Source organism: Agromyces sp. NPDC055661 (assembly GCF_053618135.1).
Map to the genome: position 1 here is coordinate 1,559,847 of NZ_JBSHHC010000001.1, position 22,952 is coordinate 1,582,798.

Consider the following 22,952-nt stretch of genomic DNA (forward strand, 5'->3'; position numbering starts at 1 on the left):
AGGGTTCGCACATGAGGCCTCCGGTGACGGTACGCCGCGCGCGCCCCGAGGACGCGACGGAGATGGCGCGGGTGATCGTGCGCTCCTGGCGCGAGACCTACCGTGGAGTCGTCCCCGACCACGTGCTCGACGACCCCGGCTTCGAGTCCGCGCGCGAGCGGTTCTGGACCGCGGCGCTCACCGACGAGCGCTACCGCCGGAACCGCATCGCGGTGGCCGAGCGCGGCCGCGAGGTGATCGGCGTCGCCATGTCGGGCCCCGTCGACGACCCCGCGCTCGAGTGGGATCACCACCTCTACGTGCTCTACGTCGTGGCGGCGGAGCACGGGTCGGGTGCGGGACTCGCGCTGCTCGACGCCGTCGTCCGTCCCGACGAGGACGTCGCGCTCTGGGTGGCCGACCCGAACCCGCGCGCGCAGGCGTTCTACCGCAAGCACGGGTTCGTCGCCGACGGCACCGTGCAGGTCGAGGACGGCGTCCGCGACATCCGGATGCTGCGACTCAGCGTGGACCGTAGGCCCGCATGATCGCCCAGTCGAACGCCCGGTCGGTCATGAGCCGGCGCAGCGCGAGGAGCGCCTTCGCGCCGAACGGCACCGCGTAGCGGATCCGCGGTCGGCGGTCGGTCGCGGCCCGCGCGATCGCCAGGGCGACGACCCGCGGCGAGGCGCCGACGCCCGGGCGGTCGGCGAGCTCGTACACCTGCGCGAGCCGCTTCGCCTGGCGCGCGTAGGCGGTGCCGCCCGACCTGGCGGTCGCGCTGTCGGCTGCGATCCCGCCCCACTCGGTGCGGATCGTGCCGGGCTCGATGATCACGACATGCACGCCGAACGGGCGCAGCTCGAGCCGGAGCGAGTCGCTCAGCCCCTCGACCGCGAACTTCGTGGCGTGGTACCAGGCGCCGAGCGGCTCGTAGAACTTGCCGCCGATCGACGAGACGTTGATGATCCTGCCGCTCCGCTGCGCGCGCAGGTGCGGCAGGACGAGCTGGGTGAGCCGCGCGAGCCCGAACACGTTCACCTCGAACTGGCGGCGCGCCTCCTCGATCGGCACGTCCTCCAGTGCGCCGTACGATCCGTACCCTGCGTTGTTGACGAGCACGTCGATGCGGCCCTCCTCGCGCAGGATCCGCTCGACGCCCGACGTCATCGACGCGTCATCCGTGACGTCCATCTCGAACACGTGCACGCCGTGCGCGGTCAGGCCGGCCATGCGGTCGATCCGCCGCGCGACCCCGTAGACGGTGAAGCCGCGCGCGGCGAGCTCGAGCGCCGTCGCCTCGCCGATGCCAGAGGATGCCCCGGTGATCAGCGCGACGCGGCCCTCGGTCATGGCTAGAACAGGCCGGTCGGGATGTCGACGCCGACGAGGGCGCCGGGCGCCGCGGTGAAGGTGAGGCCGCCGACCTCGTCGGGGCCCAGCTCGGGCAGGCGCTGCGCCAGGTCGAGGAAGCGCTCGATCTCGGCCTCCTCGAGCACCCACTCCGCGAGCGAGCGGAACTTCTGCACGTACTGCTCGCGCGCGAACGGACGGGCTCCGAGCGGATGCGCGTCGGCGACGGCGATCTCGTCGACGATCTCGCCGCCGTCGGCGAGCTTGATGACGACCTTGCCGCCGAACGCCTTCTCCTCGATGTCGTTCGAGTGGTAGCGACGCGTCCACTCGGGGTCCTCGACGGTCGACACCTTCTTCCACAGGTCGACGGTGTCGGCCCGGTGCGCCCGCTCGGGCGTGTACGAGTCGTGGTGGTGCCAGGTGCCGTCCTGCAGGGCGACCGCGAAGATGTACGGGATCGAGTGGTCGAGCGTCTCGCGCGACGCGTCGGGGTCGTACTTCTGCGGGTCGTTCGCGCCCGAGCCGATCACGTGGTGCGTGTGGTGCGACGTGTGCAGCGTGATCGACTCGATGCGATCGGGGTCGTCGAGGATGAGCGGGTACTCCTCGTGCAGCTTGCGCGCGAGGTCGATCCACGCCTGGGCCTGGTACTCGGCCGAGTGCTCCTTCGTGTACGAGTCGAGGATGGCGCGTTTGGCTTCGCCGGACTCGGGCAGCGGCACCTCGTAGGTCGCCTCGGGCCCGCCGAGGAGCCAGGCGATCACGCCGTCCTCGCCCTCGTAGATCGGCACGGGGCTCGTCTCGCCGCGCATCGCGCGGTCGACCGCCTCGACGGCCATCTTGCCCGCGAACGCCGGGGCGTGCGCCTTCCACGTCGAGATCTCGCCCTTGCGCGACTGCCGCGTCGCGGTCGTGGTGTGCAGCGCCTGGCCGATGGCCTGGAAGATCGTCTCCTGGTCGAGGCCGAGGAGCGTGCCGATGCCGGCCGCGGCCGACGGGCCGAGGTGTGCCACGTGGTCGATCTTGTGCTTGTGCAGCGAGATCGCCTTCACGAGGTCGATCTGCACCTCGTAGCCCGTGGCGATGGCGCGCACGACGTCGCGGCCGGTGAGGCCGCGCCCGGCGGCGAGGTGCTGCGCGACGGCCAGGATCGGCGGGATGTTGTCGCCCGGGTGCGAGTAGTCCGCGGCGAGGAACGTGTCGTGGAAGTCGAGCTCGCGCACGGCGACGCCGTTCGCCCAGGCGGCCCACTCGGGCGACGTGCGGCGCGCGGCATCCGCACCGAAGACCGTGGCGCCGTCGCCGCCGATCGAGACCGGGTGCGCGAGCGCCTGGCTGCGGGCCGAGACCACGGGCTTGCGGGCGAGCGAGGCGGCCGCGACGGCCGCGTTGTCGATCACCCGGTTGACGACCATGTCGACGACCTCGTCGTCGAGTTCGACGGGATCGGTGGCGACCCCGGCGAGCTGCCAGGCGAGCTGGCCCTCGCGGGCGAGGTGCTCGTCACTCCGGTGGGTGCGCAGGTGATGGTTCTTCACGCCCACAACCGTATCGAATGGCGGGTGCGGATGCCCCGGAGCCACGGGGGCTTGCGCATCGTGCGCCCTCGGTCACCCGACGGCGCGATCGGGCCAGACGGGCTCGTGCACCTGCGCCGTGATGACGTCGGCCGCGAGGTGCGGGTCGACGCCCTCGAGCGAGGACGGGCTCCACTTGGGCGAGCGGTCCTTGTCGATCACCTGCGCGCGGATGCCCTCGCGCAGGTCGTGCTGCTCGATGAACCACGAGACGAGGCGGAACTCCTGCTCGAGCGCGTCCTCGAGGCGCGGCAGCGTGCGGGCGCGGCGCACCGACTCGAGCGTGACGGTCAGCGCCGTCGGCGACAGGGTCTCGAGCTCGTCGGCGGCCGCGCCGGCGTAGGCGGATGCCGCGGGGTCGAGCGGATGCGCCGGGAACGAGCTCGACGCAGCATCCGGCGTCCCCTCGGCGAACGCGCGCAGCCGCGTGATGATCTCGCGCACGGTGGGCGCGGAGTAGCAGGCGTCGACCCAGTCGCGCGCGAGCGCGAGCGCCGACGGGCCGGGCGTCTCGTCGAAGAGCATCACGATCTCGGCGGGGCTGCCGGGGTCGGCACGCTCGGCGAGCGCCTGCAGCAGGTGCGGCAGCCGCTCCGACGGCACGAACGCGTCGGCGAAGCCGGCGTGCAGCGCGTCGGCGGCGTCCATGGTGCGCGAGTTGAGCGCGAGGTGCACCCCGAGCTCGCCGGGCGCCCTGGCCAGGAGCCACGAGCCGCCGACATCGGGCGTGAAGCCGATGCGGGTCTCGGGCATCGCCACGCGGGAGCGCTCGGTCACGATGCGGATCGCGGCGTGCCCGGCGAGGCCGATGCCGCCGCCCATGGTGATGCCGTCCATGATCGCGACGACGGGTTTCGGGTACCGCGCGATGAGCGCATCGAGGCGGTACTCCGAGCGGAAGAAGTCGCGCGCCTCGCCCGCGTTGCCGTCGACGGCGAAGCCGTAGAGCTCGCGGATGTCGCCGCCGGCCGAGAAGCCCCGCTCCCCCGCGCCGTCGAGCACCACGATCCCGACCTCGGAGTCGTCGATCCACGACTCGAACACGTCGGTGAGCTCGCGGATCATCTCGTAGCTCAGGGCGTTGAGCGCCTGGGGGCGGTCGAGGGTGACGTGCCCGACCCCGTCGGCCACCGTCACCGAGATCTGGTCGCTCACGGTGCCACCGTAGCCGCATCCCCGCCGGTCGCGTAGCCTCCAGTTCTGGAGGAGGAGTCATGATCGAATCGGCGTTCCCGATCCTCGAGGTGTCCGACCTTCCGGCGGCCCTCGCGTTCTACCGCGACACGTTCGGCGGCGTGGTGACCTACGAGTTCCCGGGCGACGACGGCACACCGGTCTACGTCTCGCTGGCGGTGGGGTCCTCGTCGCTGGGGATCGGCCTCGCCGAGCAGCCGCCCCCGCCGGGCAACGTGCTGCTCTGGTTCTACGTCGACGATGTCGACCGGATGACGCGCGAGCTCGCCGCGGCCGGGGCATCCGTCGTCGAGGAGCCCGTCGACCAGCCGTGGGGCGAGCGCACCTCGCTCGTGACCGACCCGTTCGGCACGCGCATCCGGCTCGGCGCGGCGATCGCCCCGCCGCCCGAGGAGGAGTAGCGGGCGGCCGACGCGATCAGGCCCGGGCGTCCCCGCCGGGGACCAACCGGACGACGCCGACGTCGGTGCGCAGGCGGAAGCCGAGCCGCTCGTACAGCCCGATGGCGGCGGTGTTCGACGCATACGCGTGCAGGAACGGCGTCTCGCCGCGGGCGAGGACGCGCTCGGCGACCGCCGTCGAGAGCATGGCCGCGTAGCCGTGCCCGCGATGGTCGGGGTGCGTGCAGACGCCGCTCACCTCGGTGAAGCCCTCGGGCTTCATGCGCTCGCCGGCCATGGCGACGAGTCGCCCGTCGAGCTTCACGCCGAGGAAGCCGCCGAGCTCGTGCGTGCGCGGGCCGAACGGCCCGGGCTCGGTGAGCGTCGCGAGCGCGAGCATCTCGGGCGCGTCGGCCGCGCCCAGCGGCACGAGGTCGACGGATGCCGCGACGGGCGCCAGGCGGTCGAGCACGAGCTGCACGCCGGCGGCGTCGAGCGTGGTGCGCGTCCCGGGCGGACGCGAGATCTCGCCGCGTTGGAGGAGCACGACCGGCCCATGCGCGTCGATCAGCGCCGACAGCGCGTCGAGGTGCGGCGCGTCGTCGTCGCCGATCGCGGCGAACGGACCGACCTCGGCGACGAAGCGGCGGGCGAGGCCGTCGCCGATGGAGAAGCCGCGCTGTCGCGTCGTGAGCGCGCTCCAGATCGGCCGATCGAGCGGATGCCGCGTCACCGTGCCGCCTCCTCCGCGAGCCGTGCCGCGCGGCGGTCGACGGGCTCGGCATCGAGCCGGGCCTCGAGCTCGGCGAGCTGCGCGAGCAGCGGACCCTCGAGCCCGGCGCAGGCCTCGGCGACCGCTGCCTCGACGTGCGGCCACACGGCCGTGCGGGCCCGGGACACCACGTCCTCACCGGCCTCGGTGAGCTGCACCGACCGGCGCCGGCGGTCGGAAGCCTCGCTCGCCACGGTCACGAGCCCGTCGTGCGCGAGCCGCGTCACCGTGCGGGTGACGGCGGGCTGGCTCACGCCGATGGCGTCGGCGAGCTCCCCCACGGTGAGGCCGCCGGGACGATCGAGCGCGGCGAGGAGCGGGAACGCGCTCGCGGGCACCGCGAGGCCGTCGGCGGCGATGAACCGCGTGGTCTCGCCCTGCAGCCGCTCGCCGATGCGCTTGAGGCGGGTTCCCAGCGCGAGGTGGCCCAGCTGCTCCACGACGTCGTCGACCATCTCGTCTCCCTGCTCGGCCGGTTACTGCATAACACGTTATATAACCTGTTATGTGAATGCAAGGGCGCGGAGATACCATGCTTCGGTGGTCCCCCTCGAGAACCTGGGTGCGTTCGTCCTCGCGTCGATCGTGCTCATCGTCATCCCCGGTCCGAGCGTGCTGTTCGTGATCGGGCGCTCCCTCGCGCTCGGGCGCCTCGGCGGCCTGCTCAGCGTGCTCGGCAACGCCCTCGGCATGCTGCCCCTCGTGGCGGCCGTGGCCCTCGGCGTGGGCGCCATCGTCGCGCAGTCGGTCGTGATCTTCACGGTCATCAAGTTCGCCGGCGCGCTCTACCTCGTCTACCTCGGCATCCAGGCCATCCGGCACCGAGCGGATGCCGCGGCCGCCGTCAACGGCGAGGTCCCGACCCGCTCGCACTGGCGCCAGCTCGGCGAGGGATTCGTCGTGGGCATCACCAACCCGAAGACCATCGCGTTCTTCGTCGCGGTCCTGCCGCAGTTCGTGGACTTCTCCGCAGGGTCGATCCCGCTGCAGTTGTTCGAGCTCGGCGTCGTGTTCGTCGTGCTCGCCCTGCTCTGCGACTCGATCTGGGCGATCGCCGCGAGCGCCGCACGCGACTGGTTCGCGCGGTCGCCGAAGCGCGCCGCCCACCTCGCCGCGACCGGCGGCGTCATGATGATCGGGCTCGGCGGCGTGCTCGCCCTCAGCGGGAACAAGCAATGACCCACCACCGGAGGGAGCGGTCATGACCGACACCGAACCGCAGGACGTGGTACCCGGCGTGAAGAAGCTCGGACGCCCGCCGAAGCGGACCTGGAAGGACCTCACGCCGCAGGAGCGGACCGGCTCCATCATCTCGGGGCTGATCCAGCTCACGCTCGCGGCGATCGCGTGGACGGACCTCGCGCGGCGGCCCGCGAAGTACGTGCGCGGGCCGAAGCCCCTGTGGGCGCTCGCCATCACGATCAACTTCGTGGGGCCGCTCTCCTACTTCATCTTCGGACGGCTGCCCGATCGCGCCGCGCAGCGGCGCAAGCGTCGCGCGACGCGCTGAACGAGACCGGTGGTCGAGGAGCGACGACCGTCATGAGCTCCAGAGCGCGGGCACGAGCACCCCGATGACCTCGGCGCCGCCGCCGCCGGCGACGCGCCAGCTGTGCGGCTCGTGCCCGTTGAACGTGAGGCTGTCGCCGGGTCCCAGCTCCCAGTCCTGGTCCGAGAAGCGCACCTCGATGCGGCCCGAGAGCACGTGCAGCACGTCGACGTCGGCGGCGACCGCGTAGAGCTCCTCGCCGCCGTGCCCGCCGGGCTCGATCACCGAGCGGATGACCTGCACGCGCGACTCGGAGCGCGGCGAGAGCAGGCGCTCCTCCGTGTCGACGCCGCCGAGGTTGATACGTGGACCCGTGCCGGCCGGCACGAACTGCACGTCGGGCGCCTCGAAGAGCGACCCGACCGAGATCGAGAGCACGTCGCACAGCGTGATGAGCGACGAGACGCTCGGCGAGGTCATGTCGCGCTCGACCCGCGAGAGGAACCCCTTGGTGAGCCCGGTGATGCGGGCGACCTCGTCGATCGTCAGCTGCTGCGCCTTCCGCGCCGCGCGCAGGCGCGATCCGATCGCCACCCGGCGGGTGTTCGGTTCGAGCGGCATCGGGCGCATGATGCTGCCACGCTAGCGGGTCAGTCGCGCGTGGCGGTGGGCGTGAGGATGCCGCGGGCCAGCGCATGGAAGAAGCACCGTGCGCCGAGCACCGCCGACGTGGCATCCGGATCGAGGTCGAGGCTCGGCACGTCGAGGGCGTGCACGACGAAGTGGTAGCGGTGGACGCCCGTGCCGCGCGGCGGGGCCGCCCCGATGAAGCCGCGCGTGCCGTCCTCGTTCCGCAGCACGATGACGCCGTCGGGGAGGGCCGGCCCGCCGGCGGACCCGGCACCCGACTCGAGGCTGGTGACCGACACGGGGATGTTCGCGACCGCCCAGTGCCACCATCCCGAGCCGCTCGGTGCATCGGGGTCGAGGCACGTGATCGCGAAGCTGCGGGTGCGCTCGGGGAAGCCCGACCACGAGAGCTGCGGCGCGCGGTCGACGCCGCCGGCGGCGGTGCTCCACTGCGGGCGGGCGAGGGGTTCGCCCTCCGCGACGTCGGTGCTCGTCACGGTGAAGGACTCGACCGGTCGCAGTCGCTGGAGTGCCTCGTAGGGGTGGACGTCGAGCATCGCGATCCTCCTCATCGGATGGGCGGGTGCCGTCGTCGCCAGCCTACGTCGCAGGCTCCGGGACCGGGAGGCGGGCGCCGCGGGTCGGCGGATTCGCCGCGGGATCGCACCCACGCACCCGCGCGCACCCGCTCGCACTCGGCCGACTCGCGGCATCCGCTCGTATGATCGCGGGATGCCCGTCGCGAAGATCCTGCTGTACTACGCCTTCACGCCGCTCGCCGACCCCGAGGCTGTACGGCTGTGGCAGCGCGACCTGGCCGAGTCGCTCGGACTGCGCGGGCGCATCCTCGTCTCGAAGGACGGCCTCAACGGCACGCTCGGCGGCGAACTCGGCGCGCTCAAGCGATACATCCGGAAGACCCGTGACTACCCCGCGTTCAAGCACGTCGACTTCAAGTGGAGCGAGGGCACGGGCTTCGACGAGTCGGGCGCGAGCCTCGACTTCCCCAAGCTCAGCGTGAAGGTGCGCGACGAGATCGTCTCGTTCGGCGCGCCCGGCGAACTGCAGGTCGACGACGACGGCGTGGTCGGCGGCGGCGCACGCCTGTCGCCAGACGAGCTGCACGAGCTCGTCGCGGCGCGCGGTGACGAGGTCGTGTTCTTCGACGGGCGCAACGCACTCGAGGCGCAGATCGGCCGCTTCCGCGACGCGATCGTGCCGCCCTCCGACACGACGCGAGACTTCGTCGGCCTGCTCGACGCCGGCGCGTACGACCACCTCAAGGGGCGGCCGGTCGTCACCTACTGCACCGGCGGCGTCCGCTGCGAAGTGCTCTCGAGCCTCATGGCGAACCGCGGCTTCGGCGAGGTGTACCAGCTCGAGGGCGGCATCGTGACGTACGGCGAGCGCTTCGGCGACCGCGGCCTCTGGGAGGGCTCGCTCTACGTGTTCGACGGCCGCGGCTCGGTCGACTTCAGCGACGACGCCGCGGTGATCGGCCGCTGCGCGGGCTGCGACGAGCCGACGAACCGCACGGCCAACTGCCCGGATGCCGCGTGCCGCCGCCAGTTCGTCGTGTGCACGTCGTGCGACGCGGTCGCCTGCGACGAGCACGCGGGCTCGATCGTCGGCGCCACCGCCTGATCCCGCTCAGTCGCCGGCGAATCGGACGAGATAGCGAAGGGCGGGTTCGACCGGATCCGTGATCATGTTCGAGAGCACGACCGACGCGGTGCCGGCATCGCGGTCGATCAGCAGGGCGCTCGAGAATCCGCCCGACCTGCCGTCGTGGAGGGTGAGGACCCGGGCCGGTCCGTCCTCCACCCACCAGAAGTAGCCGAACTCCCAGTTCTTGTTCCAGCCCGGCGCGATCGGCTCGAGCGCGGCACTGTCGCTCAGAGGCCCGTCGAGCATGGCCTGCGCATAGGCGACCAGGTCGTCGAGGGTGGCGTCGACACCGCCGGCCGGGCTGTAGGCTCCGCTCGCCCACGCCTCCACCGGCTGCCCGTCGGGACGATGACCGCCGGCGAGGGACGCCGGCACGTCGCTCGGCTCCTCGACGAGTACGGCGTCGTCCATCCCGATCGCCCCGAGCAGCCGGTCCTGCAGCAGCGTCCCGTAGTCGGTGCCGGCCGCTGCGGCCAGCGCCTGCCCCAGCAGGGCTGCCGCGAAGTTGCTGTAGACCGGCCCGTCCGACGGCGTGAGGGTCTCGGTCCGCGCGAGCTCAAGCAACTCGTCGAGGGTGTAGTCGTACGGATCCGCACCGCTGATCTCCTCCTCCGCGAGTGCGGCGGTCGTCGCGGGATCGGACGGGTCCCTGGGCAGCCCGCTCGAGTGGGTCGCCAGCGACCGGAGCGTGACCGCGGCGGTCGGGGCTTCGCCCAGCGGAAGGTGCCGACCGAGCGGGTCGTCGAGCGCCACCTCACCACGCTCGATCGCCTCGGCCAACAGGTGACCGGTCATCGTCTTCGTGATGGAGCCGATCTCGAACGCGGTCTCCTCGTCGGATCCGACGTAGACGCGCTCGACGTCGCCGTCCTCGTGGATGATCGCGACCGCCGTCTGCTGCCAGTCGTAGCTGTCGAACGTCGTCCTGACGTCGCGCTCGAACTCCGATTCGGCGTCGGATGCCGGGGGCGAGGACTGGGCGACGGGTTCGGCCGACGACGTGATGCAGCCCGTGAACGCGAACGCCCCCGCCACCAGCACCGCGGCTGCCGCGGTGCGCCGGATCCGATCGGCACGAGACGTGCCCATGCGCCGGATGCTACTCCCGACGCCGTTCGCCCGTCAGCACGCGAACGGGGCACGCCTCGCGGGGCGCGGTTCGGCGCGATCGGCGCGACCGGCCGCGAACGAGCGACGGTCGTCGTCGGTAACATCGCCCGCATGGTCGTCGAGCTGACCGTCGAGCAGGCGCGACGCATCGCCGTGCGCGCGCAGGCGCTCGAGGCGAAACGCCCGGGGGGCGTGCTCGACGCCATCGATCGACTCACGTTCGTGAAGGTCGACCCCGTGTCGGCCGTCGCACCCAGCGCCGACGTCGTGCTCTGGAGCCGGCTCGGCGAGGCCTACGACCCCGCCGAGGTGACCGCCCGACTGGAGGTCGACCGCACGCTGTTCGAGCTCGACCTCATGGTCCGGCCGATGGACGACCTGCGCCTCTTCCGCCCGATGATGCGCCGCTGGCCGAAGCACGAACGCACGCGCAACTGGATCGAGGCGAACGACGCGTTCCGTCGCGACATCGTCGTGCGGCTGAGCGGATCGGGCCCGCTGCCCGCGACCGAGATCCCCGACACCGCGGCCGTGCCCTGGTCGTCGACGGGGTGGACGAACGACCGCAACGTCACGATCATGCTCGAGTGCCTCATGATGCGCGGGGACATCGCGATGTCGGCCCGTCGCGACGGGCAGCGGTTGTGGGATCTCGCCGAGCGCGTCTACCCCGAGGTGCCCGAGCTCGAGGCATCCGACGCGTACGTGCAGCGGAACGAGCGACGGCTCGCGTCCCTCGGCATCCTGCGCGAGCGCAAGGCGGGCGGGTCTCCGGCCGAGCCCATCGACACGCGCGGCATCGGCGAGCCGGCGCGCGTCGAGGGCCTCCGCGGCACCTGGCGGGTCGACCCCGGCGCGCTCGAGCACCTCGACGAGCCGCTCGCCGGACGCACCGCGCTGCTCTCGCCGCTCGATCGGCTCGTGTTCGACCGCAAGCGGCTCGAGGAGCTGTTCGGCTACGAGTACGTGCTCGAGATGTACAAGCCGCGCGACCAGCGCAGGTGGGGGTATTGGGCGATGCCGATCCTGCACGGCGACCGGCTCATCGGCAAGGTCGACGCGACCGCCGACCGGGCCGCCGGGATGCTGCGGGTCGACGCGATCCACGAGGACGAGCCGTTCACTCGTGACCTCGTCGAGGCGGTGTTCGAGGAGCTCGACTCGCTGGCCGGATGGCTCGGGCTGGACATCGGCGGCCGCGCGGTGGGGCTCGCATGAGCGCGGCATTGCGCTCGCGGCATCCGCCCGCTCAGGTCAGCAGCCCCCTGGCGGCGAGGTTCCGGTAGAGCGCGTCGATGCCGAACGTCCACGGCGCTGCGGCCTCGCTCGACCGGACGCGGTTGACGAGCGTGCCGAGCCTCGGCTCGGAGATGCGCACGAGGTCGCCGTCGTGGTGGGTGAAGCCGCGGCCGGGCGCGTCGCGGTCGTCGACGGGCGCGAACATCGTGCCGAGGTAGAGCACGAACCCGTCGGGGTACTGGTGGTGCGCACCGATCACGTGTCGCGCCAGGTCGGAGGGATCGCGGCTGATCCGGGCGAGCTCGCTGACCCCCTCGAGGCGGAAGCCGTCATGCCCCTCGATCTCCAGTCGCACGACGGACCCGCGGAGCGCATCGAGGTCGTAGGACTCGTCGAAGAGCCGGACGAACGGCCCGACGGCGGCGGACGCGTTGTTGTCCTTCGCCTGGCCGAGCAGCAGCGCGCTGCGCCCCTCGATGTCGCGCAGGTTCACGTCGTTGCCGAGCGTCGCGCCGACGATGCGGCCGTCGGATGCCACGACGAGCACGACCTCGGGCTCGGGATTGTTCCACTCCGACACCGAGTGCACGCCGACGTCGACGAGCGCGCCCACCGTGGAGAGCACGGGCGCCTTCGTGAACACCTCCGCGTCGGGGCCGATCCCGACCTCGAGGTACTGGCTCCACCAGCCGCGATCGACGAGGAACGCCTTCAGCTGGGCCGCCTCGGGCGACCCGGGTCGCAGCGCGTCGAGCGACCCGCCGATCGTCGCACCGATCTCCTCGCGGATCGCGGCCGCCGCATCCTGGTCGCCGCGGGCGCGCTCCTCGATCACGCGCTCGAGCATCGAGACCGGGAACGTCACGCCCGCCGCCTTCACGACGTGCAGGTCGATGGGCGACAGGAGCCAGGGCCGGTCGGGCCGCCGCAGCTCGGGCGGCGTGTTCGCCGCGAGCTCGTCGAGCGAGCCGAGCACCGGGCCGCCGGCCGCGCGCACCGCGGCCGCCGGATCCGGGTGCTCGGTGAGACTCCGCATGGTCGGGAACGTCGCCGACACGTCGACCACGCCCGACTCGCGCACGGCCACGACGCTCGGGCCCGCGGCATCCGGCACCCACGCACGCCCCACGAGCGTGCCGGCGGCGCCGTCGACGGGCAGGAGCTCGGCTCCCACCGGCCACGCGGTGGTCGAGGGCGTCGTCATCGTCGTCTCCGTTCGTCGGGTCGGATCGGGCCACGTCGGGCCACGTCGGGCAGCACCGGCCTTCGCCAGGTCGAGTCTGCCAGACATCCGATCAATCGCGCCCGCGCAGCCGAGAACGCGCGCGATCGGGCACCGAACCCGGGAAATGGTCAGGCCGACGCCCTCGCCCGAGCCAGCCGCCGGTCGTTGCGCCGGGCGTAGTCGCGTGCGGCTCGGCTCGAGAGCGCCAGCATGATGAGGATGTCGAGCGCGAGGGTGAACAGCGTCTGGTCGAGCGCGATGTTCTGGTCGCCGGCCCACCACGCGGCGAACGTGCCGCTGATGCTCAGCGTCGAGAACACCATCACGACGATCCGGGGCCAGTTGAAGCCGAGGGAGATGAGCACCGCCATGACGAGGTCGAACAGCAGCAGCACGCCGCCGAACGCGAGGACGAACCACAGCGCGGCGCTCACGGCCGGGTCGTCGGGGTCGATCGGCACCTCGACGAACTGCTCGGCGATGAGGTCGTTCCACTGCGCGGCGAGCGCGATCAGCCAGGCGATGCCCGCGAGCACGCGCAGCAGCACGAGCGCGGCGCCCATGGTCGTGGGGACCGGTCGACGCATCCGCGGGTCGCGAGGCCCGGCCTGCGCGAGCTCCGACGCCGGCTCGAAGGCCGGCCGCTTGGTCGTGTCGCGGCTCACGGGGCGCCTCCGATGACGGATGCCGCAGTCGGCGCTCCCCCGGTGACGGATGCCTCGGCGGGCTCGCCCGCGCCCGCGGCATCCGTCACCCCGACCTCGCGGAGGTCGATGACGGGCAGGTCGCCGTCGGTGCGGATCGTGTCGCCGCCGCCGTTGCGCGAGTGGTAGCCCGACGAGAAGTCCTTCAGCACGGTGACCGCGACCGCCGGATCCGCCGCACCGAGCGTGGCGATGATGTGATCGCGTTCGACGTCGGTGTCGGCGTCGATCTTGTGCGTGATCTGCAACGTGAACAGCGAGAGGCCGACGGCCCGGTCGAACGTGCCGGCGGCGAGCCAGTCGACCCGTGCGCCGCCCGGCAGGAGCCACCCGTCGGGACACCGCCAGAAGCGCACGTGGTGGCGCTTGGCGGGATTGCCCTCGACCTCCTGCTGGAACGCGTAGTCCTGCGTGCGCCCGAAGAGGAAGAGCGGGCTGACGGGCGCCTCGTCGTAGCTGCGCCGCGTGATCGTGGACATGACGATGCGCCAGCTCGACCTCAGGGTCACGTCGTCGGCACGCGTCCACTTCGCCGCGTCCATCGTCGCGAGCAGCTGCGCGTCGTCGCCGAGGAGGGCGAGGTTCACGGGATCGCCGAGCAGTCCATCGCTCGTGCGCGTGCGGCCCATGAAGTAGTCGGGCACGTAGATGGTCGTGAGGATCCGGTGGATGCGCGGCAGCACGAGGTAGGCGAGCACGAGCCAGAACGCGAGGAAGACGACGATGCCCCACCAGCCGAACGCGAACGACTCGCTGAGCAGCAGGTAGGCGAGCCAGAGCGACGCGAGCCCCGCGAACACGAAGAAGAAGCCGTCGAGCATCGCGTTGAACGAGAACCGACGCCGCCGCGCCGGTTCGACCGTCGCGCCGTTCCGCTCGGCGCCCGCCCCGCCCATGCCTGCATCGTAGCCCCAGTCGGAGCATGAGCCGGGCGTCGTCGTAGGCTCTCGCTCATGGCCTACGACGTCGCGCGCATCCGATCCATGTTCCCGTCGCTCGAGAGCGGCTGGGCCCACTTCGACGGGCCGGGCGGCACGCAGACGCCGCGGCCAGTGGGCGACGCCGTGGCATCCGTGCTCACCGGGCCGCTCTCGAACCGCGGCACCGTGGGCGAGTCCGAGGAGCGCGCCGAGGCCGCCGTGCACGGCTTCCGGCTCGCGATGGCCGACCTGCTCGACGCCCACCCGCGCGGCATCGTGCACGGTCGCAGCGCGACCCAGCTGATCTACGACTTCTCGCGGAACCTGTCGCGCGACTGGCGCGAGGGCGACGAGGTGATCGTCACCCGGCTCGACCACGACGCGAACGTTCGCCCCTGGGTGCAGGCCGCCGAGCACCGCGGCGCCACGGTGCGCTGGGCGGAGTTCGACCCGGCCACTGGTGAGCTGCCGACGGATGCCGTCGCCTCCCTGCTCTCGGATCGGACGCGCGCGGTCGCCGTCACGGGCGCCTCGAACCTGATCGGGACGATGCCCGACATCCCCGCGATCGCCGCGGCGGCACATCAGGCGGGCGCGCTCGTGTTCGTCGACGGCGTGCACCTGACCGCGCACGAGCTGCCCGACGTGGAGGAGCTCGGCGCGGACTTCTTCGTGTGCTCGCCGTACAAGTTCCTCGGGCCGCACTGCGGCGTGCTCGCGGCGCGCCCCGAGCTGCTCGAGGGCATCATGCCCGACAAGCTGCTGCCCGCCACGAACGTCGTGCCCGAGCGGTTCGAGTTCGGCACGCTGCCGTACGAGCTGCTCGCGGGCGTCACCGCCGCGGTCGACGTGCTCGCGGGCCTCGACCCCGAGGCCGCCGAGGCGGCGGAGTCGCGGCGCGAGCGCCTGGCGGCGTCGTACGCGTCGCTGCACGAGCACGAGGAGGTCCTGCGGGCCCGGCTCGAGGCAGGCCTGCGCGAGCTGCCCGGCGTCGACATCCGCTCGCGCGCGGGACGGCGGACGCCCACCCTGCTCGTCACGTTCGAGGGCCGCGCGGCATCCGAGGTCACCAGCTCGCTCGCGGCGGGGAAGGTGCTCGCACCCTCCGGCAACTTCTACGCGCTCGAGGTGTCGCGGCACCTCGGACTCGGCGACGAGGGCGGGCTGCGCATGGGCCTGGCCCCCTACACCGACGAGTCCGACGTCGACCGGCTGCTCGAGGGGCTCGCCGGCGCGTTGCGCTGACGGCGCCGACGCCGTCGGAGGGGCCGCCTAGGCTGTGCGGATGACCCTCGCCGACACCGCCCGAGAACTCCGCCGACTGCACGCCGACCCCGAGCTGCTGCAGGTCGTCAACGTCTGGGACGTGGCGACCGCCAGGGCCGTCGCCGCGCTGCCGGGCACGCGCGCGATCGCGACCGCGAGCCACTCGATCGCGGCCGCGTTCGGCTACCCCGACGGCGAGCAGATCCCGGTCGACCTCATGCTCGACATGGCCGGGCGCATCGCGCGTGCGGTCGACGTGCCCGTGACCGCCGACCTCGAGGCGGGCTACGGCGACGCCGGCGAGACCATCCGCCGCGCCGTCGGGGAGGGCATCGTCGGCGCCAACCTCGAGGACGAGCTCAAGCCGATCGCCGAGTCGGTCGCCGCGGTCGAGGCCGCAATCGCCGCCGCGGAGGCGGAAGGCGTGCCGTTCGCGCTGAACGCACGCACCGACGCGTTCGTGCACGGACGGGATCGCGGACGCGACGTGTGGATCGCCGACGCGATCGAGCGCGGGCGCGCCTACCTCGACGCGGGCGCGACCACGGTGTTCGTGCCCGGCAACTTCGGCGAGGACGTCGTCGTCGAGTTGGTCGCCGGACTCGGCGAGCAGCGGGTGAGCCTCATCGGGCTGCCCGACATCCCCGCGCCCGCGCGCCTGCAGGAGCTCGGCGTCGCACGCGTGTCGTACGGACCCCTCCCGCAGCGTGTCGTGCTCGCCGAGCTGCAGGACCTCGCGAGCTACCTCTACGACGGCGGCACCCTGCCGCTCGCACCCCGTCCGCGAGGCTGAGGCCGGCGGCATCCGCCCGCTGTTCGGGCCCGGTTCGACCGTTCGCTCGCGCCACGCTCGCCCGCTCGGGGGAGGTGACCTTCGGGTCTCCCCCGCGCGACGGATGCCCCGCGCCCGCGACCCTCGCTAGGGTGGCGATCATGGCGGCGGGTATCCCCATCGAGGTCACGGGGCTCAGCAAACGATTCGGACCGGTGACCGCGGTCGACGATCTCAGCTTCACGGTTCGACCGGGCCGGGTCACCGGGTTCCTCGGACCCAACGGGGCCGGCAAGACCACCACCCTCCGGGTGCTGCTCGGCCTGGTGCGTGCGAGCTCCGGCACGGCGACGTTCGGCGGTACCCGCTACCGCGACCTGGCCCGCCCGCTCGAGACGGTGGGCGCCGCGCTCGACGCGAACTTCCACCCTGGACGCACTGCGAAGCAGCACCTCGCGGTCTACGCGACCGCCGCCGGCATCCCGAAGTCGCGCGTGCCGGCCGTGCTCACGATGGTCGGGCTCTCGGAGTTCGCGGGTCGACGCGTCGGCGGGTTCTCGCTCGGCATGCGCCAGCGGCTCTCCCTCGCCTACACGCTGCTCGGCGACCCGGGCGTGCTCGTGCTCGACGAGCCGATCAACGGGCTCGACCCCGAGGGCATCAAGTGGATCCGCGGCTTCCTGCAGAGCCTCGCGAAGGAGGGGCGCACGGTGCTCGTGAGCTCGCACCTGCTCAGCGAGGTGCAGCAGAGCGTCGACGACGTCGTGATCATCTCGCGCGGCCGACTCGTGCGCAGCGGGCCGCTTTCCACGCTCCAGATCGGCGCCGCACCGCGCACCGTCGTGGAATCTCCCGACCCGCTCCGGCTCGCCGCTGCGCTCGACCAGGCCGGCCTCGAGTACGCGGAGGAGGGCGCGGGCTTCCTCGTGGAGGAACCGGATCCGGGCCGGGTCGGGCACGCCGCGTTCGTCGGCGGCGTCGAGCTCAGCGCCCTGCACCAGGTGGCGGCGGGGCTGGAGGACTCGTTCCTCTCGCTCGTCGGCGACGGCGGCAGCGAGGGCACGCCCGGCATCGAACCCGTGCGCGTCGGCGGAGAGGAGCGATGACCGTGTTCCGTTCGATCGCCGCCGAGTTCCAGAAGGTCTTCACCACGCGCATGTGGTGGCTGCTCGCGATCCTGCTCGTCGCGTACGTCCTGTTCCTCGCGGGCGGCTTCGGCGCCTTCCTCGGGTGGGCCGTCGAGAATCCCGATGCCGCGGAGAACGTGGGCAACACGCAGCTGCCGCCCGGCATCCAGCTCGGCCCGCTGCTCTACAGCTTCGCCTCGTCGATCGGCTACGTCTTCCCGGTGCTCCTCGGTGCGCTCGCCGTCACGGGCGAGTTCCGCCACAAGACGCTGACGCCGACGTTCCTCGCGGTGCCGCACCGCTCGGTCGTGCTCGGCTCGAAGTACGTGTCGGAGCTCGTGCTGGGCGCCGGCTTCGGCGTCATCGCGTTCGCCACCTCGGTCGCCGGCGGGGCCGCGGCCCTCTCGGCGTTCGGCCTCGAGACGGGCCTCGACGATTCCGACACCTGGGCGCTCATCGGCCGCGGCGTGCTCGCGATGGCGCTCTGGGCCACGATCGGCGTCGGGCTCGGAGCGCTCGTGCCCAACCAGGTCGCCGCGATCGTGATCGTGCTGGCGTTCACGCAGTTCGTCGAGCCGATCCTGCGGCTCGGGGCATCCCTCAACGACGTGACCGCGCAGATCGGGCAGTACCTGCCGGGTGCGGCGAGCGACGCGCTCGTCGGCGCATCGTTCTACACGATCGCGTCGGTCGGGTCGTCGGAGACGCTCGACTGGTGGCAGGGCGGCCTCGTGCTCCTCGCGATCGGCGCCGTCGCGACGATCATCGGCGGCGCGACCACGTGGCGGCGGGACGTGACCTGACGGTGGACCTCGCCGAGCTGCGGACGCTCCGGCTCCGCGTCCAGGGACTCCGGGCGCCGTTCGACGCCTCGGGCCCCGAGGTCGTGCGCCGGTTCGCGGCCGTGCAGGCGCAGGAGTTCCTGCCCGCGCAGTGGGGGCTCGCGGCTCGGGTTCCCGACGAACGGCGTCCGGATGCCGCGACCCTCGCCGCGTCGCTCGACGACGGCGAGATCCTCCGCACGCACGTGCTCCGGCCCACGTGGCACTTCCTGCACCCCGACGATGCGCGCTGGATCATGCAGGTCTCGGCCGAGCGGGTCTACGGCGCCAGCCGCACCTACATCCGCCGCACCGGACTCGAGGGCGAGACGGGCGCTCGCGGCCTCGCGATCGTGGCCGCCTCGCTCGACGGCGGGCATCGCACCCGTGCCGAGCTGAGCACGGCCCTCGAGGCGGGCGGCATGCCCCTCACCGGGCTCGCGTTCACGTACCTGCTCATGCTCGCCGAGCTGGAGCGCGTCGCGATCAGCGGTGCGAACGTCGGCAAGCAGCGCACGTACGCCGCGTTCGACGAGCGGGTGCCGGCGTCGGCGCCGCGGCCGCGCGAGGAGGCGCTGGCCGAGCTCGCCGCGCGGTTCATCGCGTCGCGCGGCCCGGTGACCGAGCGCGACTTCGCCGCGTGGTCGGGCTTCACGCTCGGCGACGCGCGTCGAGCGTTCGCCGACGCGGCCGATCCGCAGGGCCGGGGCGGCGGACGCGTCGAGGAGCTCGACGTCGACGGTTCGGTGTACGTGGTCGACGCGGCATCCGTGGCCTCACTGGAACCGGTCGAACCGGTGTCGGATGCCGCGGGGCGCGGGCCCGTCGTCGACCTGCTGCAGGCGTACGACGAGTACATCATGGGCTACGCGCCGCCGCGCTCGTACCTGCTGCCGTCCGGCCGCTCGGATCCCGTGCACCCCGAGTTCCCGCTGCACGCCCTCGTGATCGACGGCACCATGGCCGGGCGCTGGGCCCCGGTCGTCGAGGCGAAGCGCGCCCGCGTGCGGATCGTGCCATGGCGCGAATTCTCGCGCGCCGAGGAGCGCGCGCTCGCGGCATCCGTCGCCGAGGTCGAGCGGTTCCTCGGGCTGCCGGTCACGGTCGAGCGCGAACCGATCCCGTCGCCCGCGGGTTGAGGAGGCGCACAGCGCCGTCTCCCGCGGGTTGAGGAGGCGCGCAGCGCCGTCTCGAAACCGGCACCAGCGCCGGGACCCCGCTACGATCGCGCCATGGCCGTCATCGCGAGCATCTTCGTCGCCCTCGCCGCGCTGCTGCACGGCTACATCTTCCTCATGGAGAGCGTGTGGTGGACGCGCCCCTCGACGTGGAAGCGCTTCGGCGTCGCCGACCAGGCGGCCGCCGACACGACCAAGCCGATGGCCTACAACCAGGGCTTCTACAACCTGTTCCTCGGCATCGGCGCGACGCTCGGCCTCGTGCTCTACTGGGCGGGGGCGATCGCACCCGGCAAGACGCTCGTGCTCTTCACGATGGCCTGCATGGTGCTCGCCGCTGCCGTGCTCACGACGACGGGGCGGGGCTACATCCGGCCGGCGCTCATCCAGGGCACGCTGCCGCTCATCGGCTTCGTGCTGTTCGTCTTCGCCTGACACCGGCGCCGGCGCCGGCGCCGCAGCGCAGGCGAGCGCATCGCGGCTCAGTCGCGCGGCGAGTCGGCCTCGGTCGGGGGCTCGGAGAGCTTCAGCTTGTCGATCAGGTTCGCCGACTGGTTCGTGCTCAGGATGATGCGGGTGAACTCGCCCGCGGCGAGCTCGAGCACGACCGCCTGTCGCTTGCCCTTGATGATCACGAAGTCCGTGCCGCCGTGGTACTTCCACACGCCCACCGCCACGACGAGCGGGATCTCGGTCCCCCGTCGACGGATGCCGCGGATCCACACCCAGGGATCGTCGGTGATGGTCGCCGAGCGGATGTCGTCGCGCTGCACCACCAGGTCGTCCGAGCGCAGCGCGAGCGTCTTCTCGGCCGGAGTGAGGTGGACCTCGATCCGGTCGCTGTGCACGCGAAGCTGGGCCATGCTTCCATCCTGCCCGAGGCGGCCGACGCGCGCCGTGTCGCCACCCCACAAAGGCGTAACGGTTTCGTACCCCGATTCGCGGCACGCACCCGCACACCTTCACCGTTTCTCAGGAACAGCGAGCGTGAACCCGGCGCTTCTCAGGAGGAATCGCGCGGTGACGCGGTCGCAGCGCCGAGAACTCCTGAGAAACGGTGAAGGTCGGGCACGCGCGGGCCAGGACCCCGAAAGCCGGTTACCCGGGTCGAGCGGATGCCGCGGCGCGCGCGGCCGCGGGCAGCGCATCCACGATGCGACCGATCGCCGCGTCGTCGTGCGCGGCCGTGACGAACCACGCCTCGTACACCGACGGCGGCAGCGAGACGCCCGCGTCGAGCATCGCGTGGAAGAACGGCGCGTAGCGCCAGCCCTCCTGTCGCTGCACACCCGCGTAGTCGCTGACGCCGGATGCCACGTCCGCGCCGAAGACGAAGCTGAAGAGGTTCCCCGCCCGCTGCACGGCGTGCGGGACGCCCTCGGCGGCGAGCGCGTCGGAGACGGCGGAGCTGACGGTCGCGGCGATCTCGTCGAGGTGCGCGTAGACCGCGGCATCCGCTGCTCGCAGGGTCGCGACGCCGGCGGCGACGGCGACGGGGTTCCCCGAGAGCGTGCCGGCCTGGTACACCGGACCGACGGGCGCGAGCCGCTGCATGATCTCGGCGCGACCGCCGAGCGCGGCCACGGGCATGCCGCCGCCGATCACCTTGCCGAAGGTGAGCAGGTCGGGCGTGTACTCGCCCTCGGTGCCGCGCTCCACGCCCCACCAGCCGGCCTCCGAGACGCGGAAGCCCGTGAGCACCTCGTCGGAGATGACGAGCGAGCCGTTCGCGTGCGCGAGGTCGACGAGCGCCCGGTTGAAGCCGGGCTGGGGCGGCACGACGCCCATGTTCGCGGCGGCGGCCTCGACGATGACGGCCGCGATGCGGTCGCCGTGCTCGGCGAACGCGGCGCGCAGCGCGTCGAGGTCGTTGTAGGGCAGCACGAGCGTGAGCGCCGCGATGTCGGCGGGCACGCCGGCCGAGCCGGGGAGCGCGAACGTCGCGAGGCCGGAGCCCGCTTCCGCGAGCAGGCCGTCGGAGTGGCCGTGGTAGTGCCCCGCGAACTTCACGAGCAGGTCGCGACCGGTGAAGCCGCGCGCGAGGCGGATGGCGCTCATCGTCGCCTCCGTGCCGGTCGATACGAGGCGGAGCTGCTCGACCGGCGCCACGCGCTGCTCGACGAGCTCGGCGAGCTCGGTCTCGGCGGGCGTCGACGAGCCGAAGGAGAGGCCGCGGCGCGCGGCATCCGTCACCGCCTCGATGACGCGCGGGTCGGCGTGGCCGAGGATCGCGGGACCCCAGCCGGCGACGAGGTCGACGTACTCGCGTCCCTCGGCGTCGGTCACGTACGGGCCGCGCGCCGACACGAGGAAGCGCGGCGTGCCGCCGACCGAGCGGAACGCGCGCACGGGCGAGTTCACGCCGCCCGGGATCGCGGCCTGCGCGCGGGCGAAGAGGTCGGCGTTCGTCGTCATTCCGTGTCCCCGTTCCGGATCCAGACGGCGAGCTCGGTCGCCCAGTACGTGAGCACCACGTCGGCGCCGGCGCGGCGGATGCCACGCACGGACTCGATCACGGCGCGCTTGCGGTCGATCCAGCCGTGCGCGGCGGCGGCCTCGATCATCGAGTACTCGCCCGACACCTGGTACGCCCAGACCGGCACCTCGGACGCCGCGGCGACGTCGGCGAGCACGTCGAGGTAGCTGCCCGCGGGCTTCACCATGACGACGTCGGCGCCCTCCTCGATGTCGATCATCGCCTCGCGGAGGCCCTCGCGACGGTTGCCGGGATCGAGCTGGTAGGTGCGGCGGTCGCCCTCGAGCGTCGACTCGACGGCGTCGCGGAACGGGCCGTAGTAGGCCGACGCGTACTTGGCCGAGTAGGCGAGGATCGCGACGTCCGTGTGCCCCTGGTCGTCGAGCGCGTCGCGCACGGCGGCGACCTGGCCGTCCATCATGCCCGAGAGGCCGAGCACCTGGGACCCGGCGCGGGCCTGCTCGAGGCCCATCGCCCGGTAGCGCTCGAGCGTGGCGTCGTTGTCGACGACGTACCCGGTCCCCGAGCTCGTCGACGGGCTGAGCACGCCGCAGTGGCCGTGGTCGGTGAACTCGTCGAGGCACAGGTCGGTCTGCACGACGAGCCGGCCCGCGGATGCCTCGACGGCGACGCGCGTGGCCACGTTGAGGATGCCCTCGGGATCGGTCGCCCCTGAGCCGCGGGCGTCGCGCACCTCGGGCACGCCGAACAGCATCACCCCGCCCACACCGGCCGCTGCAGCCTCGTCGATCGCGGCGGGCAGGCTCTCGAGCGAGTGCTGCACCACGCCGGGCATCGACGCGATCGGCATGGGTGCGGTGATCCCCTCGCGGACGAACAGCGGCAGCACGAGGTCGGACGGGTGCAGGCGGGTCTCCGACACGAGCCGCCGCAGCGCCGGCGTCCCGCGAAGACGGCGCGGTCGAACTCGGGGAAGGGGCGTGGAAGTCACCCGAACAGCCTACGTTGCGCCGGCTGGGCGCTCGCCCGACGGGAGCGGGGCCGCCGCAGCATCCGCTCGGGTTGTGCGCAATTCAGGTGTGGAGGCGTGTCGCGGACCCGGATGGCG

26 protein-coding genes are annotated in these 22,952 nt (G+C 72.6%); 12 read left to right on the top strand and 14 right to left on the bottom strand.

Annotation, left to right across the window (positions count from 1 at the left end):
- The first annotated feature begins 11 nt into the window (after window positions 1–11).
- Complete coding sequence (locus ACWGO8_RS07075; protein ID WP_452042383.1) at window positions 12–527, top strand: N-acetyltransferase family protein; 516 nt, start codon at window positions 12–14, stop codon at window positions 525–527.
- On the opposite strand, the gene ACWGO8_RS07080 is transcribed toward ACWGO8_RS07075, so the two are convergent.
- The 3 genes from ACWGO8_RS07080 to ACWGO8_RS07090 form a co-directional block, all read right to left on the bottom strand.
- On the bottom strand, window positions 502–1,332 hold the full coding sequence (locus ACWGO8_RS07080) for an oxidoreductase (protein WP_452042384.1): 831 nt from the start codon (window positions 1,330–1,332) through the stop codon (window positions 502–504). The two genes, ACWGO8_RS07075 and ACWGO8_RS07080, sit on opposite strands and share 26 nt — an antisense overlap.
- A gap of 2 nt (window positions 1,333–1,334) precedes the next feature.
- Window positions 1,335–2,873: an MmgE/PrpD family protein gene (locus ACWGO8_RS07085; protein ID WP_452042385.1), complete on the bottom strand. Its 1,539-nt coding sequence runs from the start codon at window positions 2,871–2,873 to the stop codon at window positions 1,335–1,337.
- A 72-nt stretch (window positions 2,874–2,945) separates the two neighbouring features.
- Window positions 2,946–4,067 carry an enoyl-CoA hydratase/isomerase family protein gene (locus ACWGO8_RS07090; protein ID WP_452042386.1) on the bottom strand — a complete coding sequence of 374 codons (1,122 nt, stop codon included), beginning with the start codon at window positions 4,065–4,067 and terminating at the stop codon, window positions 2,946–2,948.
- Between the two features lie 59 nt (window positions 4,068–4,126).
- Here ACWGO8_RS07090 and ACWGO8_RS07095 point away from each other — a divergent pair, with 59 nt between their 5' ends.
- Window positions 4,127–4,507 carry a VOC family protein gene (locus ACWGO8_RS07095; protein ID WP_452042387.1) on the top strand — a complete coding sequence of 127 codons (381 nt, stop codon included), beginning with the start codon at window positions 4,127–4,129 and terminating at the stop codon, window positions 4,505–4,507.
- Between the two features lie 16 nt (window positions 4,508–4,523).
- On the opposite strand, the gene ACWGO8_RS07100 is transcribed toward ACWGO8_RS07095, so the two are convergent.
- The gene (locus ACWGO8_RS07100) at window positions 4,524–5,219 is read right to left on the bottom strand and encodes a GNAT family N-acetyltransferase (RefSeq protein WP_452042388.1); all 696 of its coding nucleotides are present in this window, start codon (window positions 5,217–5,219) and stop codon (window positions 4,524–4,526) included.
- Window positions 5,216–5,713 carry a MarR family winged helix-turn-helix transcriptional regulator gene (locus ACWGO8_RS07105; protein WP_452042389.1) on the bottom strand — a complete coding sequence of 166 codons (498 nt, stop codon included), beginning with the start codon at window positions 5,711–5,713 and terminating at the stop codon, window positions 5,216–5,218. The genes ACWGO8_RS07100 and ACWGO8_RS07105 overlap by 4 nt, the downstream gene beginning before the upstream one ends.
- Before the next feature lie 85 nt (window positions 5,714–5,798).
- Here ACWGO8_RS07105 and ACWGO8_RS07110 point away from each other — a divergent pair, with 85 nt between their 5' ends.
- Window positions 5,799–6,437, top strand: a complete 639-nt coding sequence (locus ACWGO8_RS07110; protein ID WP_452042390.1) for a LysE family translocator — start codon at window positions 5,799–5,801, stop codon at window positions 6,435–6,437.
- A 22-nt stretch (window positions 6,438–6,459) separates the two neighbouring features.
- Window positions 6,460–6,768: a PLD nuclease N-terminal domain-containing protein gene (locus tag ACWGO8_RS07115; RefSeq protein ID WP_452042391.1), complete on the top strand. Its 309-nt coding sequence runs from the start codon at window positions 6,460–6,462 to the stop codon at window positions 6,766–6,768.
- 30 nt (window positions 6,769–6,798) lie between these two features.
- Here the strand turns inward: ACWGO8_RS07115 and ACWGO8_RS07120 are convergent, their stop codons facing one another.
- Both ACWGO8_RS07120 and ACWGO8_RS07125 read right to left on the bottom strand, forming a co-directional pair.
- Window positions 6,799–7,377, bottom strand: coding sequence for a helix-turn-helix domain-containing protein (locus tag ACWGO8_RS07120; protein WP_452042392.1), 579 nt, complete (start codon window positions 7,375–7,377; stop codon window positions 6,799–6,801).
- A gap of 20 nt (window positions 7,378–7,397) precedes the next feature.
- Window positions 7,398–7,934 (bottom strand): YbhB/YbcL family Raf kinase inhibitor-like protein, encoded by a 537-nt coding sequence (locus tag ACWGO8_RS07125; RefSeq protein WP_452042393.1) that lies wholly within the window; start codon window positions 7,932–7,934, stop codon window positions 7,398–7,400.
- A 175-nt stretch (window positions 7,935–8,109) separates the two neighbouring features.
- Here ACWGO8_RS07125 and trhO point away from each other — a divergent pair, with 175 nt between their 5' ends.
- Window positions 8,110–9,021 carry an oxygen-dependent tRNA uridine(34) hydroxylase TrhO gene (gene trhO / locus ACWGO8_RS07130; protein WP_452042394.1) on the top strand — a complete coding sequence of 304 codons (912 nt, stop codon included), beginning with the start codon at window positions 8,110–8,112 and terminating at the stop codon, window positions 9,019–9,021.
- A 6-nt stretch (window positions 9,022–9,027) separates the two neighbouring features.
- Here trhO and ACWGO8_RS07135 read toward each other — a convergent pair whose 3' ends face one another.
- A complete protein-coding gene (locus ACWGO8_RS07135; protein WP_452042395.1) occupies window positions 9,028–10,134 on the bottom strand; it encodes a serine hydrolase domain-containing protein in 1,107 nt (368 codons plus the stop codon).
- A gap of 132 nt (window positions 10,135–10,266) precedes the next feature.
- Here ACWGO8_RS07135 and ACWGO8_RS07140 point away from each other — a divergent pair, with 132 nt between their 5' ends.
- Window positions 10,267–11,373 (top strand): DNA glycosylase AlkZ-like family protein, encoded by a 1,107-nt coding sequence (locus ACWGO8_RS07140; protein ID WP_452042396.1) that lies wholly within the window; start codon window positions 10,267–10,269, stop codon window positions 11,371–11,373.
- Window positions 11,374–11,404: 31 nt separating this feature from the next.
- Here the strand turns inward: ACWGO8_RS07140 and ACWGO8_RS07145 are convergent, their stop codons facing one another.
- The 3 genes from ACWGO8_RS07145 to ACWGO8_RS07155 all read right to left on the bottom strand — a co-directional run bounded on the left by ACWGO8_RS07145 (window position 11,405) and on the right by ACWGO8_RS07155 (window position 14,219).
- Window positions 11,405–12,598 carry a fumarylacetoacetate hydrolase family protein gene (locus ACWGO8_RS07145; protein ID WP_452042397.1) on the bottom strand — a complete coding sequence of 398 codons (1,194 nt, stop codon included), beginning with the start codon at window positions 12,596–12,598 and terminating at the stop codon, window positions 11,405–11,407.
- Between the two features lie 149 nt (window positions 12,599–12,747).
- Window positions 12,748–13,284 carry a hypothetical protein gene (locus ACWGO8_RS07150; RefSeq protein ID WP_452042398.1) on the bottom strand — a complete coding sequence of 179 codons (537 nt, stop codon included), beginning with the start codon at window positions 13,282–13,284 and terminating at the stop codon, window positions 12,748–12,750.
- Complete coding sequence (locus tag ACWGO8_RS07155; protein WP_452042399.1) at window positions 13,281–14,219, bottom strand: LssY C-terminal domain-containing protein; 939 nt, start codon at window positions 14,217–14,219, stop codon at window positions 13,281–13,283. The genes ACWGO8_RS07150 and ACWGO8_RS07155 overlap by 4 nt, the downstream gene beginning before the upstream one ends.
- Window positions 14,220–14,276: 57 nt before the next feature.
- Between ACWGO8_RS07155 and ACWGO8_RS07160 the strand changes: the two genes are divergently transcribed.
- The 6 genes from ACWGO8_RS07160 to ACWGO8_RS07185 all read left to right on the top strand — a co-directional run bounded on the left by ACWGO8_RS07160 (window position 14,277) and on the right by ACWGO8_RS07185 (window position 19,842).
- The gene (locus tag ACWGO8_RS07160; protein ID WP_452042400.1) at window positions 14,277–15,488 is read left to right on the top strand and encodes a cysteine desulfurase-like protein; all 1,212 of its coding nucleotides are present in this window, start codon (window positions 14,277–14,279) and stop codon (window positions 15,486–15,488) included.
- Between the two features lie 40 nt (window positions 15,489–15,528).
- A complete protein-coding gene (locus tag ACWGO8_RS07165) occupies window positions 15,529–16,302 on the top strand; it encodes an isocitrate lyase/PEP mutase family protein (RefSeq protein ID WP_452042401.1) in 774 nt (257 codons plus the stop codon).
- Window positions 16,303–16,442: 140 nt separating this feature from the next.
- Complete coding sequence (locus ACWGO8_RS07170) at window positions 16,443–17,387, top strand: ATP-binding cassette domain-containing protein (RefSeq protein ID WP_452042402.1); 945 nt, start codon at window positions 16,443–16,445, stop codon at window positions 17,385–17,387.
- The gene (locus ACWGO8_RS07175; protein ID WP_452042403.1) at window positions 17,384–18,211 is read left to right on the top strand and encodes an ABC transporter permease; all 828 of its coding nucleotides are present in this window, start codon (window positions 17,384–17,386) and stop codon (window positions 18,209–18,211) included. Before ACWGO8_RS07170 ends, ACWGO8_RS07175 begins: the two co-directional genes overlap by 4 nt.
- Window positions 18,190–19,368 (top strand): winged helix DNA-binding domain-containing protein, encoded by a 1,179-nt coding sequence (locus tag ACWGO8_RS07180; protein ID WP_452042404.1) that lies wholly within the window; start codon window positions 18,190–18,192, stop codon window positions 19,366–19,368. Before ACWGO8_RS07175 ends, ACWGO8_RS07180 begins: the two co-directional genes overlap by 22 nt.
- A gap of 93 nt (window positions 19,369–19,461) precedes the next feature.
- Window positions 19,462–19,842 (top strand): DUF1304 domain-containing protein, encoded by a 381-nt coding sequence (locus tag ACWGO8_RS07185; RefSeq protein ID WP_376952787.1) that lies wholly within the window; start codon window positions 19,462–19,464, stop codon window positions 19,840–19,842.
- A gap of 47 nt (window positions 19,843–19,889) precedes the next feature.
- Here the strand turns inward: ACWGO8_RS07185 and ACWGO8_RS07190 are convergent, their stop codons facing one another.
- The 3 genes from ACWGO8_RS07190 to hemB form a co-directional block, all read right to left on the bottom strand.
- On the bottom strand, window positions 19,890–20,270 hold the full coding sequence (locus tag ACWGO8_RS07190; RefSeq protein ID WP_376952788.1) for a hypothetical protein: 381 nt from the start codon (window positions 20,268–20,270) through the stop codon (window positions 19,890–19,892).
- Window positions 20,271–20,505: 235 nt separating this feature from the next.
- Window positions 20,506–21,822, bottom strand: coding sequence for a glutamate-1-semialdehyde 2,1-aminomutase (hemL, locus tag ACWGO8_RS07195; protein ID WP_452042405.1), 1,317 nt, complete (start codon window positions 21,820–21,822; stop codon window positions 20,506–20,508).
- Window positions 21,819–22,835 (bottom strand): porphobilinogen synthase, encoded by a 1,017-nt coding sequence (gene hemB, locus ACWGO8_RS07200; RefSeq protein WP_452042406.1) that lies wholly within the window; start codon window positions 22,833–22,835, stop codon window positions 21,819–21,821. Before hemB ends, hemL begins: the two co-directional genes overlap by 4 nt.
- Window positions 22,836–22,952: the final 117 nt, after the last annotated feature.

What these genes read in the sequence shown, in the direction of transcription:
- ACWGO8_RS07075 (WP_452042383.1), top strand. Translation starts at nt 12, where the DNA reads ATGAGGCCTCCGGTGACGGTACGCCGCGCGCGCCCCGAGGACGCGACG.
- ACWGO8_RS07080 (WP_452042384.1), bottom strand. Translation starts at nt 1,332, where the DNA reads ATGACCGAGGGCCGCGTCGCGCTGATCACCGGGGCATCCTCTGGCATC.
- ACWGO8_RS07095 (WP_452042387.1), top strand. Translation starts at nt 4,127, where the DNA reads ATGATCGAATCGGCGTTCCCGATCCTCGAGGTGTCCGACCTTCCGGCG.
- ACWGO8_RS07105 (WP_452042389.1), bottom strand. Translation starts at nt 5,713, where the DNA reads ATGGTCGACGACGTCGTGGAGCAGCTGGGCCACCTCGCGCTGGGAACC.
- ACWGO8_RS07115 (WP_452042391.1), top strand. Translation starts at nt 6,460, where the DNA reads ATGACCGACACCGAACCGCAGGACGTGGTACCCGGCGTGAAGAAGCTC.
- ACWGO8_RS07120 (WP_452042392.1), bottom strand. Translation starts at nt 7,377, where the DNA reads ATGCGCCCGATGCCGCTCGAACCGAACACCCGCCGGGTGGCGATCGGA.
- ACWGO8_RS07125 (WP_452042393.1), bottom strand. Translation starts at nt 7,934, where the DNA reads ATGCTCGACGTCCACCCCTACGAGGCACTCCAGCGACTGCGACCGGTC.
- trhO (WP_452042394.1), top strand. Translation starts at nt 8,110, where the DNA reads ATGCCCGTCGCGAAGATCCTGCTGTACTACGCCTTCACGCCGCTCGCC.
- ACWGO8_RS07135 (WP_452042395.1), bottom strand. Translation starts at nt 10,134, where the DNA reads ATGGGCACGTCTCGTGCCGATCGGATCCGGCGCACCGCGGCAGCCGCG.
- ACWGO8_RS07140 (WP_452042396.1), top strand. Translation starts at nt 10,267, where the DNA reads ATGGTCGTCGAGCTGACCGTCGAGCAGGCGCGACGCATCGCCGTGCGC.
- ACWGO8_RS07145 (WP_452042397.1), bottom strand. Translation starts at nt 12,598, where the DNA reads ATGACGACGCCCTCGACCACCGCGTGGCCGGTGGGAGCCGAGCTCCTG.
- ACWGO8_RS07155 (WP_452042399.1), bottom strand. Translation starts at nt 14,219, where the DNA reads ATGGGCGGGGCGGGCGCCGAGCGGAACGGCGCGACGGTCGAACCGGCG.
- ACWGO8_RS07160 (WP_452042400.1), top strand. Translation starts at nt 14,277, where the DNA reads ATGGCCTACGACGTCGCGCGCATCCGATCCATGTTCCCGTCGCTCGAG.
- ACWGO8_RS07165 (WP_452042401.1), top strand. Translation starts at nt 15,529, where the DNA reads ATGACCCTCGCCGACACCGCCCGAGAACTCCGCCGACTGCACGCCGAC.
- ACWGO8_RS07170 (WP_452042402.1), top strand. Translation starts at nt 16,443, where the DNA reads ATGGCGGCGGGTATCCCCATCGAGGTCACGGGGCTCAGCAAACGATTC.
- ACWGO8_RS07175 (WP_452042403.1), top strand. Translation starts at nt 17,384, where the DNA reads ATGACCGTGTTCCGTTCGATCGCCGCCGAGTTCCAGAAGGTCTTCACC.
- ACWGO8_RS07185 (WP_376952787.1), top strand. Translation starts at nt 19,462, where the DNA reads ATGGCCGTCATCGCGAGCATCTTCGTCGCCCTCGCCGCGCTGCTGCAC.
- ACWGO8_RS07190 (WP_376952788.1), bottom strand. Translation starts at nt 20,270, where the DNA reads ATGGCCCAGCTTCGCGTGCACAGCGACCGGATCGAGGTCCACCTCACT.
- hemL (WP_452042405.1), bottom strand. Translation starts at nt 21,822, where the DNA reads ATGACGACGAACGCCGACCTCTTCGCCCGCGCGCAGGCCGCGATCCCG.